This is a genomic window from Clostridium budayi (assembly GCF_055396605.1).
This window is the reverse complement of record NZ_AP042456.1, coordinates 1951885-1966928: the sequence shown is the minus strand read 5'-3', so window position 1 is coordinate 1966928 and position 15044 is coordinate 1951885. Positions and strand designations below refer to the sequence as shown.

The following is a 15044-nucleotide window of genomic DNA, read 5'->3' as shown; positions in this document are numbered from 1 at the left end:
AGTGATAATGTTTATTAAATTATTAAATTATTAAATTAGAAACCTCTCTTTTTAGCTTCAATTCCGCTTTCGTTAATTCCAGGTTCTTTTGTTGTAGTAGTAAATCTGTTTCTAGACCATTGATTTTGAGTTTTATGACCATTAGCTAAATAATTTTCTTTTGAGTAGACTCTTCTATTTTCGCTTTTCATTCAGAATACCTCCTAAAAGTTTATTACATTTATAGTATGGGATTATTAATAGATTTTATATTATAATGTTACTTCATATTTTTATAATAATTTCAAGAAAGACCTATAAAAAATAATGAAAATAAAATATAATAAACTTTGAGTGTTTTAAAGGAGGATATTAATGAAAAGATTCAAAAAAGTATACATAGAAATAACAAATATTTGTAATTTAAGTTGTAATTTCTGTCCAAAGACTAAGAGAAAGCTACAATTTATGGATGAGGAATCCTTTAAAAAAGTTATAGAATCTATAAAACCATATACAGATTATATATATCTACATTTAATGGGAGAACCGTTTTTAAATAAAAATCTTGAAAAATTTTTAGATATTGCCTATGAAAATGGCTTAAAAGTTAACATAACTACAAATGGAACATTAATAAATAAAGTTAGAGATATTCTTATAAAAGCGAAAGCTTTAAGACAAGTTAATATATCACTTCATAGCTTTGAAGCTAATGATAGTGAAGTTAAACTAGAAGAGTATGTATCTAATATATGTGATTTTATATTAGATGCAAATGAAAATAGTAATATAATTTGTTCAATGAGACTTTGGAATATGGATAGTAAGGAACTAAAAGCTTGTAATGAATTAAATAGAGATATTATTACTATGTTAGAAGAAGGACTTAAAATTCCATTTAGTCTTAAAGAAAAATTATTAGAAAGCAATGGTATAAAGATTAGAAAAAATATTTATTTAAATATGGCTGAAAAATTTGAATGGCCAAATATTGATAAAGATAACGAAGACACAGAAATTTTTTGTTATGGGCTTAGAGATCAAATTGGAGTATTAGTAGATGGTACAGTTGTGCCTTGCTGTTTAGATAGTGAAGGTAACATTAATCTTGGAAATATTTTTGAAAATTCTTTAGGTGAAATATTAGATGGTGATAGAGCTAAAAATATTTATGATGGATTTTCAAGAAGATGTGCAGTAGAAGATTTATGTAAAAGATGTGGATACGCAAAAAGATATAAAAAATAAATTATTTAAGTATTCCTTATAACTTATATAAATTTAGGATAAATTTTAGTAATTAAAAGCATAATAAATTTATAAGTAAAGGAGTGATTAAATTGGCAGATGAAAAAGTAGTATCATTTAGAGAAGCTGATGGAAGTAAAGTAGACTATGTTGTATTAGACCAAGTTTTAATATGTGGCTCTGAATATGTTGCAATGGCACCTGTTAAAGAAAGAGAACATATAGAACTTTTTAAAATTAAATTTGATAAAGATTGGAATGAATCTTTAGAAGAAGTTGAATCAGAAAAAGAAATAAATATGTTTAAACAAGTATCTAAAATTAAAATGTAATAAAAAAAGAGCAGCCTATTGGCTGTTCTTTTTATTAAATACAGTATTATTCAGTTCTTAAAGCATCAATAGGAAGAAGCTTAGAGGCTTTGTTTGCAGGCATAAGTCCAAATATAACTCCAATAAATATTGAAAATACTAGACCAAAAATAACTATGCCCCAAGAAATACCGGATGTAACTCCAAGAACACTATTAAATGCTTGCGACCCAATTATACCTAAAATAGCTCCAATTATTCCTCCGATTAAACTGATAACTATAGATTCAATTAAAAATTGCATTAGTATATCACGTCTCTTTGCACCTAATGCCTTCCTAATACCTATTTCTCTAGTTCTTTCAGTTACAGAGACAAGCATTATATTCATAATACCTATACCACCAACTAGTAAAGAAATACCAGCAATTACACCAACTGTTGTTTTCATAGTTCCTTGCATATTTGATATTGTATCTAATATTTGTTGTTGATTTATTAGCATATAAGAATTTTCGTCTTCATCAAAGATTTTATCAAGTTTCTTTTCTATAATAGACATTGTATTATCAATAGAATCTGTATCAGTTACTTTAAGATAAAGGTTTGATACAGATATATTTTTAATTAATCTTTGAACAGAAGTTATTGGTGCATAAATTTTATCGTTAGTTGAATTTAATGCTGAAGTATCCTTATCTAATATACCAACAACTTTATATTTAACACCGTTTAATTTTACATATTTATGAAGTGGATTTTCAAATCCAAAAATATCTTTTGCAATCTGATTACCAAGTACAACTACTTTATTATTATATTTAATATCTATAGGTAAAATAAATCTACCTTCTGATAATTTTTTATTTTCAAGATCAATAAAATTATTATCTGTTCCAACTATAGGAGATATTTTATCTTTATCACTATATTTTAAATCCACATTTCCAGATACATCAGCAGATATTTTTTCTATATTATCAATATCTTTAAATTTTTTTGCATCAGTATAAGATAGTTGTTTATTTAGGTCTTTAGAAGTTACCATTACACTAATTATATTAGAACCAAGGTCAGTCATTTGAGAATTTACACTCTCAGTCATAGAGTTTGCCACTGAAACTAATAAAGTAACTGAAAGCACCCCAATTATTATTCCAAGCATTGTTAAAATTGAACGCATTTTGTTAGAGAGTAATTGCTTAAATGCTAATTTAAAGCTTTGTATTATACCCATTTATATATCATCTCCTTCATATAACGTTCCATCTTTTATCCTGATTTGTCTTTTAGCTTGAGAAGCGACGTTAAGGTCATGAGTTATCATAACAATAGTTCTACCTTCTTTATTTAAATCTTTTATAAGCTCCATTATTTCTTTGCTTGTTTTAGTATCTAATGCACCTGTTGGTTCATCACAAAGTAAAATTTCAGGATCAGTTACTATTGCACGAGCAATTGCAACCCTTTGTTGTTGTCCACCTGATAATTGAGTTGGAAGATGATTTTTTCTATTTTCAAGTCCAACTTTTTTTAATGCTTCTATTGCACGTTTTCTTCTTTCAGAAGAAGATATTCCTCTATATATAAGGGGTAGTTCTACATTTTCAAGAGCAGATAATTTACTTAGTAGGTTAAACTGCTGAAATATAAAACCAATTTTTTTGTTACGTATTTCAGATAGTTCATTATCATTTAAATCTCTAACATCCATTCCATCTAAAATATAAGTTCCACTATCAACTTTATCTAAACATCCAATAAAATTCATAAATGTTGATTTACCAGAACCAGATGGACCTATAATTGCAACAAATTGACCTTTTGGAACTTTAAGAGTTATATTATTTAAAACCTTAAGAGTTTCATCACCCATAACGTAGCTTTTACAAGCATTTTCTACATCAATAACAAAATTACTCATCATAAATTTCCTCCCAAAATATTAAATTTATTTTCCCATCATAGGAGGAAAACCATTTGGTGACTTTTTAACTAAAGTAGGAAGTCTTACTTCATCACCTTCTTTAAGACCTTCTGTGATTTGAATTGAGTCATCATTATGAATTCCTGTCTTAACAGTTTTTTCTTCACCGTTTGAAGGGTCAATTACATAGTTTTCACCATCTTCTTTTTGGTTTATTGCATCGATAGGTACATATAAAATATTATTTTTCTTTTCAGTAGTTATAGTAGATGTACCAGTCATACCACTTTTTAAGCCTTCAATTTTTTTATCAAAAGTTACTAGTACAGGGTATGTTGTAACACCATTTACTGTTGTACCAGTTTCTGCGATATTTTTAATTGTTCCTTTAAATACTTTATCAGGGAATGCATTAATTTCAATGTTAACAGTTTGATCTTTTTTTAGGTTAACAATATCCATTTCATCTACAGTTAATTGGAATTGTAAGTCATTATAATTAGGATTTCTTAAATTTTTAGGAACAACTATACCAGAAGAAGATACAGTCACTTTGATTTCACCTGATTTTACTTTTGAAGTTTCATAAACATCTTCATTTGCTTTTTTATTATTTTTACTTTCTATATTTGAATATGTTATATAAGCTACAGCAGCCAATACAATACATATCACTATAGTCAATATTTTTTTTGAATTTTTCTTCATAAAATAAACCTCCCAAAATTAGTTTGACGACTAAGTAATAAACTAATAATATACTAAATAAAAAAAAGAATCAATGATTTATTATCTGAATAAAATAAATTGTTAAAATAAAAAACATTTACTAAATTTTAAAAATATAGAAAATATAGTGAATTTTCTAAAAAATTACTATATAATATAATTAAATGTTTACACGATGAATATAATCTTTTTATGAGAGAAAATTTTATTTATTTAATTTGAAGGAGGAGAGAAAAATGACTTATTATTCAATGCCAAATGTGGATAACTATGTAGCAAAATATATGGATGAGAATGGATGCAGTTTTGAAGATGCTTGCAACGAATTAGGAATAGATAAAGAGAAGGTGTTTAATCAAAAATATAGTAATGAATTAGAATAACAAATATTTATTAATATATTAAAAAAGAAAAGGCTTACAAAGTGTGTAAGCCTTATTTTAGTGAAAAATTTAATATGTTTTTAGCTATTACCCCTAGTATATAATTAGTAAGGCTAGTCATAAAAATAAATTAAACTTACATTGTATAATTTGTTCTATATTTGTAATTATAAGGAGGAAATATAGATTAATCAATTAAATTTCATTACTTTTTTGAAAAAGTTCATACTAATGGATATAATATAGTATATAAGTTTATTTATTATAGGAAAGAGGAGAAAGAATGAAAATAAATAGAAATGATACTTGTTGGTGCGGCAGCGGAAAGAAATATAAAAAATGTCACGCTGAGTTTGACGAAAAATATGAAGCGTTAAAGAGAAAAGGTTTAATGATGCCACCAAGATCACTAGTTAAAAATGCTGAACAAATAGAAGGTATTAAAAATAGTGCTAAAATAAATAATGGTGTTCTTGATTTAGTTAAAGAAAAAATTAAAGAAGGTATGAGCACAGAAGAAATAAATACATTAGTATATAATTATACTGTAGAACATGGAGCAATTCCTGCACCGTTAAATTATGAAGGATTCCCAAAGAGTGTATGTACATCAATTAATGATGAAGTATGTCATGGAATACCTGATAAAAATATAATATTAAAAAATGGTGATATTATAAATGTAGATGTATCTACAATAAAAGAGGGTTATTTTTCAGATGCCTCAAGAATGTTTGAAATAGGTAATGTTTCAGAAGAAGCACATAATTTAGTTAAAGTAGCTAAAGAATGTTTAGATAAAGGATTAGAGGCAGTAAAACCTTGGGGATTCTTAGGTGATATTGGAGCAGCTGTACAAGAACATGCTGAAAAGAACGGATATTCAGTTGTTAGAGATTTTGGAGGACATGGTGTTGGAATTAGATTCCATGAAGATCCATTTGTTGCTCATATAGGAACAAGAGGAGAAGGTATGGTTTTAGTACCAGGTATGGTATTTACTATTGAACCTATGTTAAACCAAGGTGATTATCATGTTTTTGTTGATGCAGATAATGATTGGACTGCGTTAACAGAAGATGGTTCACTTTCAGCACAATGGGAATACACTGTATTAGTAACTGATACAGGTGTTGAAATTTTAGCATACTAATAGTTTAATGTTTAAGAAATAGTATAAGCTTAAAGTTTATACTATTTTTTTGTATTTAGAAAACCACTTGTTATGAAATTGTGTTTAGATAATAAAGTATTAATACTTTATTTTAAGTGAGGTGCCCTTATGGGGCTTAGGAAACACCAAAAGCTTTAAGAAGGTGGATTTTTATTTGGCTAATACAATTGAGAAAAATGAATAAAATGTAAAAATAATGGATTTAAAATCAAATGTAATTAAAGATATACTAAAAACAAGAAAAATATTGTATAATTATGATGAAATATATAAAATTTAGGTGATTTTGTGAAAAATAAAAAAAGATTAGGAGATCTTTTAGTTGAACTTGGTTATATTACACAAAAACAAGTAGATGAAGCTATAAAAATACAAAAATCTACTTCAAAAAGGCTTGGAAGAATATTTGTAGAACAAGGGCTTATAACAGAAGAGAGTTTAATAAATCTTTTAGAACTTCAACTTGGTATACCTAGAATAGATTTAGAATCTACAGATGTTAATATGGCTGCAGTTACAACTATATCAGAAGGACTTGCAAAGAAATATAATCTAATACCAGTAAAATTTAATAATGGAAATTTAGTAATAGCAATGTCAGATCCTTTAAATGTATTTGCAGAAGAGGATGTTGCCTTATCTTCAGGTTATAAAGTTGAAATTGGTATAGCATCAGAAGAAGAAATAAGAAATGCTATTGCAAAATATTATTCTAGAGATTTTATGGAAAAAGCTGCGGCAAGACTTAATGAAGAAGAAAAAATTAATGAAAATAAGAGTGCTGAGGATGAAATAAAGGAAGAAAATTCATCTCCAGCAGTAAAGCTTATAGATAGAATAATTGAAAATGCAGTTAGAAATAAAGTTAGTGATATACATATAGAGCCACAGAAAAATAATATAGTAATAAGATATAGAATAGATGGAAGACTTAAAAAGCAATTTGAAGCTCCTAAAGAACCTTTAAATTCAATGGTTACGAGAATTAAACTATTAAGTGGTATGGATATTTCAGAAAGAAGAATACCCCAAGATGGTAAGATTTTATCTGAAATTGATGGAAAAGAAATCGATTTAAGAGTTTCAATATTGCCTTCAATAAATGGTGAAAATTTGGTAATAAGAATCCTAGATAAGACAGCATTTGATCTTTCAAAAGTAAATTTAGGGCTTACAGATAGAGATATAAATATATTAGATGATATAACGAAAAAACCATATGGAATGTTATTAGTTACAGGTCCAACCGGAAGTGGTAAAACATCAACATTATATTCCTTATTGAAAGATTTAAAAAATGAAGAAAATAATATAGTTACATTAGAAGATCCTGTTGAATATAGTGTTGAAGGAATAGTACAAGTTAATGTAAATACTAAAGCAGGTCTTGATTTTTCAAGTGGATTAAGAGCTATATTAAGACAAGACCCAGATATTATTATGGTTGGAGAAATAAGAGATGAAGAAACTGCAACTATGGCTATGAGATCCGCAATTACAGGACATACAGTTCTTAGTACTCTTCATACTAATGATGCAGCTTCCACTATAATAAGACTTTTAGATATGGAAATACCTCCATATTTAATATGTTCTTCTTTAACAGGAGTAGTTGCACAAAGACTTTCAAGAAAATTATGTGATAACTGTAAAGAAGAATATATAGCAAGTAGTTATGAAAAAGAATTGCTTGGAGTTAGTAATAAAGAAGAAGTAAAACTATATAAAGCAGTTGGCTGCTCAAAATGTGCAGAAAGTGGATATAAAGGTAGAACTGGAATATTTGAAATAATGGTTATAAGTCAAAAAATAAAAGAGATGATTTATAAGAGAGAAAATATATCAGAAATAAAGAAACAAGCAATTAAAGAAGGTATGAGAACTTTATTTGAATCAGGTAGAAATTTAGTTTTAGATGGGAAAACATCAATAAATGAACTTATGAGAATAACAGTAATTAATGAATAAAGGAGACATAATAAATGCCTTTATATAAATATGAAGCTAAAAATATGGATGGAAAGAAGCTAAAAGGAAAACTAAATATAGATAATGAAGAAGAACTTAGAAGAAAGTTAAAAAGTAAAGGATATTTTTTAATTTCTTATGAAAATGATGAATCTTCAATAAACTTAAATCTAAATATGTTTTATAAAGTATCACAAAAAGATTTATCAATACTATGTAGAGAATTATATTTTTCTTTTTCATCAGGAATTAATATTTTAGAAAGTATAAGCATTGTAAAAAATCAGGTTGAAAACAAAAAACTTGAAAATATATTAGAAAATGTTTTTAAAGAAGTTGAAAAAGGAAAAATGTTATCAGACGCATTTTCTAAGTTTAAAGATATTCCGAAGCTTTTTATAGATATGATAAAAGTAGGAGAAGCAACAGGTAGGTTAGATGAAATAATGAAAGATTTAGCCGATTACTATGATAAACAATATAAGCAGGAGAGAAAAATAAAAAATGCATTAATATATCCAAAATTTTTAATAACTTTCTCTATATTAGTAGTAGCAGTACTTGTAGCATATGTAGTTCCTATATTTGTAGAGAATTTATTATCAGCGAATCAAAAGCTTCCTATACCAACAAGAATAGTAATAGCTTTAAGTAACTTTATAAAAAATGAAATGCTATTAATATTAATACTTATACTTGGAATTTTTTTAATAAAAAGATTTATTTTAGATAAAAATAAATCTTACATATATATTAAGGACAAGCTAAAGTTAAAAGTAAAAGTATTAGGAACTGTATCAAGACAAATAATGACTGCAAGATTTGCAAGAACGTTTTCTATATTATTTGCAGGTGGTATAAGTGTTATAGATTGTATGGAAATCTCAGCAAACGTAGTAGAAAATGAATACGCTAAAAATAAATTATTAAGATGTAGAGATTTAATAGATAATGGTTCAACAATAGGTGATGCATTAGCTACACTTGATATATTTCCTAAAATGTTAGTTCAGTCTATTAAAGTTGGTGAAGAGTCTGGTAGTGTTGATAAAACATTAAAAAAAGCATCAAGCTTTTATGATTCTGAAGCAAATTTTGCATTAGAGAAAATTACAAATTTAATTGAGCCTGTAATGATAATTATATTGGCATTTGTAGTTGGATTTGTAGTTTTATCATTGGTACTTCCAATGTTCTCAATGTATCAAGCTGTACAATAAAACGATATTATACCCAAGCTTTGGGTTTAAATATAAAAATATTACAAAGGAGGACTTTTTAATGAACAAAAATAAAGTCATGAAGAAAAAGAAAAAAGGATTTACTCTAATTGAACTAATCGCAGTAGTTGCAATACTTGCAATATTAGCTGCAGTTGCAGTTCCAAGAGTAATAAAATACGTAGATAAATCTAAGAGAGTTGCAGTGCAAACAGAAGCTAGCACAATATATAATGCTGCAGAAGCTGCATACAATGATGGTAAATTAGAGGCAGCAACAGGACAAACAGTTGCAAAAGATAAGTTTGATAAAATTCAAGTTAAAACTGCTGTAGATAAACTTGAAACTGAAGATTTATTAAGTAATTCCGATGTTAGTAAGTTAGGTACTGTAGGTACAACTGGAACATTAGGAGATTTAAAACAAATAATCAAAGCTAATGAAGCAAATATCCAAGTTGATAATAATGGTGTTTATACAGGAATAGCACAAGCTACTAAATAATAAAAATAAAGGCTGTCTTAGGACAGCCTTTTAAAAAGTATCCTTATGTAATAGTATTTTAATTAGTAGGTGAATTTAATGAATAAAAGTAAGAAAGGATTTACTTTAATTGAACTAATTGCAGTAGTTGCAATAATAGCTATATTAGCATCAATTACAGTTCCAATGGTTATATCTTATGTACATAAATCAAGACAAGTTGCAATAAAAACAGAGGCAAAAACAATATATACAACAGCAGAACAGGCTTATAATGATGGAATATTAGTTCCTACAAAAGAAAATACAGATATTAATCCAGAAAATCCAAATGGAAAGCCAGAATTTGATTTTATGAAATTAAGCTACGTAATGAAAAAGTTAAATGATAATGATCTTATAACTATTAAGGTAAAAGAAAAAGATAAATTACTTTATAGAGTAGGAGAACTTGGATGGCTTAAACATATTATAAATGCGAAAACAGAAGAAATAAAAGTAGATCCAGATGGGAGTTTTGGAGGATTTATAGATGAATAGTTTGATAATTTTATCAGTTTTTATAATTGGACTTATATTTGGAAGTTTTTTTAATGTTTGTATATATAGAATTCCAAGGGGAGAGAATATAGCATTTCCTCCTTCACATTGTACAAATTGCAATAAAAAATTAAAACCATTAGAGCTAATTCCAGTAATAAGTTATCTTATTTTAAGAGGAAAATGTAAAAATTGCTCTAGTAAAATAAGTATAATGTATCCATTAATTGAAATATTAAATGGGATAATATATGTACTGATTTATATGAAATTCGGTTTAACTTTAAATTTTATAAAATATATAGTTCTATTTTCAATCCTTCTTATAGCATCAATTATAGATATAAAGACACAAGAAGTATATTTTAGTATATCATTAACTGGTTTTATAGTTGGGATAATATTTTTAACTATAGAGATGGTATATGGAAAAGATCTAAAAACAATTTTAATTAGTATATTAATCCCACTTATAATAATTGGTCTTATATATTTAATTGCAAAAAGATTTGAGGGATTTGGAAGTGGGGATTTAGAAGTATATTTAATGATTTCATTATATATAAACCCAATGCTTATTGGACTTTCAATATTCTTCTCAATTATATTAGGTGGAATAGTTGCGATAATATTATTAATTTTAGGAAAAAGAAAAACTTATATTCCCTTTGTACCATTTATATCTCTTGGGACATTAGTATCAGTGTTTTTTGGTTGTCAGGCACTTAATTGGTATATAGGTTTATTTTAAGGAGGGGAAAATGTGATTAGTTTTGGAAGAGATAATAGCATTGTTCTTGAAATAAAAGACGATTTTATAGATGTTTTAGTAGGTAACAGTAGAAATATATTATTTAGTGATACAATTGCAATTCCAGAAGGATTATGTGATGGGGGGCTTATACTTGATGTTCCTAGATTATCAGAAATATTACTTAAATATTTTTTAGAAAATGATATAGATGAAAAGAAAATATCATTTGTAGCATTTGGAAGTGATATTGTAGTTAGATGTATAGAAATACCAAGTATGAATGACGAAGCTTTAAGAGAAGCTATGGAATTTGAAATAAAAGAGATAATACCAAACGAAGAAGAGTATTACATAGATTATGAAGTTGTATCTAAAAATAAGGAAAATAAGAAAAATGTGAAATTAAACGTTATAGTTGTTGCTTGCATGAAAAAGAAAATAGATTCATATGTAGAGCTTAGCAAATCATTAGGTAAAAAATTAGATGTGATAGATGTTTTAACTAACACAATAAATAAAGTATTACTAAAAAGTAACTTACAATATAAAAATAAAGCTATTGCAATATTTTATTTAGGATATACATTTAGTAATATTTCAATATCTTATGATGGAGTTATGAATATAGAGAGAAGTATTCCTTTTGGATTTCAAAACATAATTAGAGAGTTTGAAAGAAGTAAGCTTGAAGAAAACAGTCAGTATATGGAAAATAGAAACCGCGAGAAACTACTTAGAGATTTAAATTTAGAAGGAACTAATATTGAAAATTTATTTAAACAATATCCAAGATTAAAAGAATCAATAGATAAGCTATTTTCAATTGTAGAAAAAACAATAAAATTTTATAACACAACTAAAGGAAATGAAAAAGTTAGTAATATGTATATAATATCTAACTTAAGTGTTAGCAGAACTGCATCAAATTATATAGAAAACTATTTTGATACAAATAGTGTTTTATTAAAGGATGTTAAAGAACTAGGTCTTAAGGTAAGAAATAAAAATAAAAATTTCGGAAAGTTTTTACCGCTTTATGGCTTATTTTTAAGGAGAAGTTAATATGAGAAAAAGATTAAATCTTAACCCTAAAAGTATAGAGAAGGAAAAAAAGAAGGATGGCACAATTATATATGCAATTATTTATTGTATTTTAGCTTTATTATTATTATTAAATGCAGGGGTAATATATGCAGGAAATATTTCGCTTAAAGATGAAAGTTCAAAGCTAAGTAGTAGTGTTAAGGGCTATAAGATGGATCATCAAGAATATATAGATACATATAATGAACTTCAAAGAGAGAAGACATTTGTTAATAAAATAAATGAAATTAATAAAAAGGGTGAAGTATGGAAAGACATAAAGGATATTGGAAACTATGTTCCAAGTGGAATATCTATAAATTCAATGAAGTTTGATAGTGGAAAAATAACTTTACAAGGAATTTCTAAAACTAATTCTGAAGTAGCAATATTTTTAGCAAATTTACAAATGAGTAGTAAATATAAAACTGCAAGTTTGTCAAATATGGGAGATACTAAAATTATAAATGGAAATTTAAATATAAATCAAAATATAAATCAGAATCAAAAAGATTCTAAAGATAAAAATGATAAGAGTAAGGATAATAAAAATAATAATAGTAAAATAGATACTAAAAATGCAGTCCAATTTACTATTGAAATAGAGGGAGAAAGGGAAAATGAGAAAAATTAAGAAAGAAAATAAAGCTTTAGTATACTTAAAAAAGTTAAAGAAAAAAGAAAAAATACTATTATTTATTAGTATATTAATTTTTACTTTTATAATAATTCAAGAAGGAATAGTTAGACCTCTAAATAATGAACAGTTATCCTTACAAAAGCAAATAACTAAATATAAAAATGACAAAGAAGAGATTGATAAAAAACTTGAACAAATGGTTAGGCTAAATGAAGATTTAAAAATTATATCAGATGACTATAGTAAGGCTATAAAAAAATTTCCAAAGACAGAAAAGCAAGCTGATGTAATAAAAGACTTAATAAACGTTAGTAATTTGTCCGCAGTTAAATTAGCAAATGTTGACTTTCAAAATAATTCTGAAACTATAAAAGAAGATAAAAATAATTCAGAGAATAATAACTCTAAAGATGATGATTTATTAAAACAAGATGATAGTGAAAAAAATGATATAAAAGCTGATAGAGAAGATGATATTTTAAAAAATGATATTACGATTACAGTAAATGGAGATTTTAAAGGAATAGTTAATTTTATAAAGAGAATAGAGGATATGCCAAGAAAAATAAGTGTATCTGAAGTAAATATAAATGATGGATTATATGATTCTAATAATAAAGATAACCTTAGAGCAGTTATAAATGCTAGTTATTATAATTTAAATTATAAGGAGCAAGAGAAGTATGATTTTAACAAAGGTAAATTTGGAAAAGAAAATTACTTCAAATAAAAAAGGTATTACATTAGTAGAAATAGTTGCTGCTCTTGCAATATTTTCTATATTATTTGTTGTAGTGACTCAGTTAATAGCTAACGCTAATAAGGGAGAAATAAATACAAATACAAGTATGGAAAATACATCAGTTTCACAAGGTATAAGAGATATATTATTTAAAGAGGATAATGAGTTTTTTAATAAGTTTTTAAAAGATAAAACTGTAATATTAGAAGGGAAAAATCTAGATTCTCTTCAAAAAATGCTTATAGAAGATATTAGAGATAACAAAATAAAACCAATAAATGATAATACGTATATATCAGAAAATGATAAAGAAAATCCTATAAAATATAAAATATACATAAGCTCTAAAAAAATTGATAAAGGATTATATTCTGTAGTATTAACTTCTATAACTTTAAAAAATACTCAATACTATTATTATGTAAATGGAAAGGTTAAAGGAAATGGAGAAGGTCTTTATATAGAACCTGCAAATAAGAGTATGTATAGTTTAAGTGAAGAGATGGTAATAAGACCTATAAATTTAGAAGAAAAGGGCGAATCTACAAAATGAAGAAGAAGGGTTTTACTTTAATTGAATTAATAGCTGTTATAGCTATAATGACTGTACTTTTAACAGCAATTTTAGGTATATATGTTAATTATGCTAAGAGAAGTAGTATTACAAGAAATAGAACAGATATACAAAATGATTTTAGTAATTCTAAAGAAAAGATAAAAAATAAAATAAAAAATAATAATAATACTATTATTTTAGATAAAAAAATTAAAATTTCATCTTTTGCAATAAATAAAGACTTAAAATCAGAAAAAGCATACTTAGAAATTACACCTAAAAAAGAGAATGAAGAAAGTGAGAAGGTAAGTTTATTAATATCTTTTACTAATAAAAATAATAAAGAAAAAGAGTTATATTTTGTAGATACATATAAAGAAAATTTAGATGAGGAAGACAATATTATAACTTTAAATAAAATATCTTCTTTTGAGGAAATCACAGCTAATGTGAGTGATTTTGATGTTAAAAAATTCAATGGTGGTTTTCTTTTTGATATAAACTTTAGTAAAAATAATACTAAAAGAAGCTATGAATTTTTGCTAAGTGAAAAAAGTGATGATCTAGTAATAAATAGTGATGACAAAAATGAAGATGATAATAATAAAGAACCAAGTCTTGATGATTTCTTTAATAGTATTTCAGGATTAACATTATTAGGCGGAGGAAATATTGAAGTGAATTCCTCATTTAGGCTAATAAATTCTTCATATTTTGTTGATGGGTTAGTAGATAATGGACAAGATGCGGAAAGTCAATTGAAAAGTGTTATAACTTCAAAATATGGCAATTCTATAGATGTTATTGGGAAAAATAATAATAAAGGAAACAGCAATCCTAAAAGGTTACCATTAGCATTTTTAGAAGGAGATTATTATGAAGATATATTCTTTAGTCATAATTTATCAGCTATAATTGGATATTTATCAGGAAAAGCAAATGGATCAGCTTTTCTTTTAGAGACTAATGATCTATTCGAACTTTATAATAATTATGAGTATATAACAGATGAAGAAATAAGTAATTCAATTGGTGTTGTAGTTAAATTACCAAATAATAAGTATGTAATATTAATAAATGGAGAGCTAACTATTAACAGTGGGTTAAGCAATGGTATTAGTATGTTTATATATTCAAGTAAAGATCTTATTTTTAATGGTTCAGCAAAATCACTTATGAATACAAGCATTGCATGTGGAGAGGATATAGAAATTAATTCACCTCTTGAGCTTAATGGGCAATATAGTGTTGATAATGCTACAAAAAAATGTATATCTAAATTTTTAATAAAATAATATATGAT

Annotated in this window: 18 protein-coding genes; 14 read left to right on the top strand and 4 right to left on the bottom strand. The window is 25.9% G+C overall.

Annotated features, from left to right (window positions below):
* Positions 1-35: 35 nt before the first annotated feature.
* A complete protein-coding gene (locus ACZ5TJ_RS09390; protein ID WP_196296480.1) occupies positions 36-191 on the bottom strand; it encodes a hypothetical protein in 156 nt (51 codons plus the stop codon).
* A gap of 163 nt (positions 192-354) precedes the next feature.
* On the opposite strand from ACZ5TJ_RS09390, the gene ACZ5TJ_RS09385 reads away from it, so the two are divergent.
* Both ACZ5TJ_RS09385 and ACZ5TJ_RS09380 read left to right on the top strand, forming a co-directional pair.
* Positions 355-1230, top strand: coding sequence for a radical SAM/SPASM domain-containing protein (locus tag ACZ5TJ_RS09385; RefSeq protein WP_464199105.1), 876 nt, complete (start codon positions 355-357; stop codon positions 1228-1230).
* A gap of 92 nt (positions 1231-1322) precedes the next feature.
* Positions 1323-1562, top strand: coding sequence for a DUF1292 domain-containing protein (locus ACZ5TJ_RS09380; protein ID WP_464199103.1), 240 nt, complete (start codon positions 1323-1325; stop codon positions 1560-1562).
* Positions 1563-1608: 46 nt separating this feature from the next.
* Here ACZ5TJ_RS09380 and ACZ5TJ_RS09375 read toward each other — a convergent pair whose 3' ends face one another.
* From ACZ5TJ_RS09375 to ACZ5TJ_RS09365, 3 genes are read right to left on the bottom strand one after another with little or no spacing between them, the layout of a single operon-like run.
* The gene (locus ACZ5TJ_RS09375; protein WP_464199101.1) at positions 1609-2778 is read right to left on the bottom strand and encodes an ABC transporter permease; all 1170 of its coding nucleotides are present in this window, start codon (positions 2776-2778) and stop codon (positions 1609-1611) included.
* Entirely contained in the window at positions 2779-3468 is a 690-nt protein-coding gene (locus tag ACZ5TJ_RS09370; protein WP_394883268.1) for an ABC transporter ATP-binding protein, read from the bottom strand.
* 24 nt (positions 3469-3492) lie between these two features.
* Entirely contained in the window at positions 3493-4176 is a 684-nt protein-coding gene (locus tag ACZ5TJ_RS09365; RefSeq protein WP_464199098.1) for an efflux RND transporter periplasmic adaptor subunit, read from the bottom strand.
* A gap of 257 nt (positions 4177-4433) precedes the next feature.
* Between ACZ5TJ_RS09365 and ACZ5TJ_RS09360 the strand changes: the two genes are divergently transcribed.
* From ACZ5TJ_RS09360 to ACZ5TJ_RS09305, 12 genes are all read left to right on the top strand, one after another.
* Entirely contained in the window at positions 4434-4580 is a 147-nt protein-coding gene (locus tag ACZ5TJ_RS09360) for a hypothetical protein (protein WP_464199096.1), read from the top strand.
* Between the two features lie 283 nt (positions 4581-4863).
* On the top strand, positions 4864-5733 hold the full coding sequence (locus ACZ5TJ_RS09355) for a methionyl aminopeptidase (protein ID WP_464199094.1): 870 nt from the start codon (positions 4864-4866) through the stop codon (positions 5731-5733).
* A gap of 309 nt (positions 5734-6042) precedes the next feature.
* On the top strand, positions 6043-7722 hold the full coding sequence (locus ACZ5TJ_RS09350; protein WP_464199092.1) for a GspE/PulE family protein: 1680 nt from the start codon (positions 6043-6045) through the stop codon (positions 7720-7722).
* A gap of 14 nt (positions 7723-7736) precedes the next feature.
* Entirely contained in the window at positions 7737-8942 is a 1206-nt protein-coding gene (locus ACZ5TJ_RS09345; RefSeq protein ID WP_464199090.1) for a type II secretion system F family protein, read from the top strand.
* A gap of 61 nt (positions 8943-9003) precedes the next feature.
* Complete coding sequence (locus ACZ5TJ_RS09340) at positions 9004-9447, top strand: prepilin-type N-terminal cleavage/methylation domain-containing protein (RefSeq protein ID WP_464199088.1); 444 nt, start codon at positions 9004-9006, stop codon at positions 9445-9447.
* A 78-nt stretch (positions 9448-9525) separates the two neighbouring features.
* A complete protein-coding gene (locus tag ACZ5TJ_RS09335; RefSeq protein WP_464199086.1) occupies positions 9526-9966 on the top strand; it encodes a type IV pilin protein in 441 nt (146 codons plus the stop codon).
* Positions 9959-10717 (top strand): prepilin peptidase, encoded by a 759-nt coding sequence (locus tag ACZ5TJ_RS09330; protein WP_464199084.1) that lies wholly within the window; start codon positions 9959-9961, stop codon positions 10715-10717. The genes ACZ5TJ_RS09335 and ACZ5TJ_RS09330 overlap by 8 nt, the downstream gene beginning before the upstream one ends.
* A 12-nt stretch (positions 10718-10729) precedes the next feature.
* Positions 10730-11782 carry a pilus assembly protein PilM gene (gene pilM, locus ACZ5TJ_RS09325; RefSeq protein WP_464199082.1) on the top strand — a complete coding sequence of 351 codons (1053 nt, stop codon included), beginning with the start codon at positions 10730-10732 and terminating at the stop codon, positions 11780-11782.
* A gap of 1 nt (position 11783) precedes the next feature.
* The gene (locus tag ACZ5TJ_RS09320) at positions 11784-12437 is read left to right on the top strand and encodes a PilN domain-containing protein (RefSeq protein WP_464199080.1); all 654 of its coding nucleotides are present in this window, start codon (positions 11784-11786) and stop codon (positions 12435-12437) included.
* Positions 12424-13173: a type 4a pilus biogenesis protein PilO gene (pilO, locus tag ACZ5TJ_RS09315; protein WP_464199078.1), complete on the top strand. Its 750-nt coding sequence runs from the start codon at positions 12424-12426 to the stop codon at positions 13171-13173. The genes ACZ5TJ_RS09320 and pilO overlap by 14 nt, the downstream gene beginning before the upstream one ends.
* Positions 13127-13738, top strand: coding sequence for a type II secretion system protein (locus ACZ5TJ_RS09310; protein ID WP_464199076.1), 612 nt, complete (start codon positions 13127-13129; stop codon positions 13736-13738). The genes pilO and ACZ5TJ_RS09310 overlap by 47 nt, the downstream gene beginning before the upstream one ends.
* A complete protein-coding gene (locus ACZ5TJ_RS09305; protein WP_464199074.1) occupies positions 13735-15036 on the top strand; it encodes a type II secretion system protein in 1302 nt (433 codons plus the stop codon). The genes ACZ5TJ_RS09310 and ACZ5TJ_RS09305 overlap by 4 nt, the downstream gene beginning before the upstream one ends.
* The last annotated feature ends 8 nt before the right edge of the window (positions 15037-15044 follow it).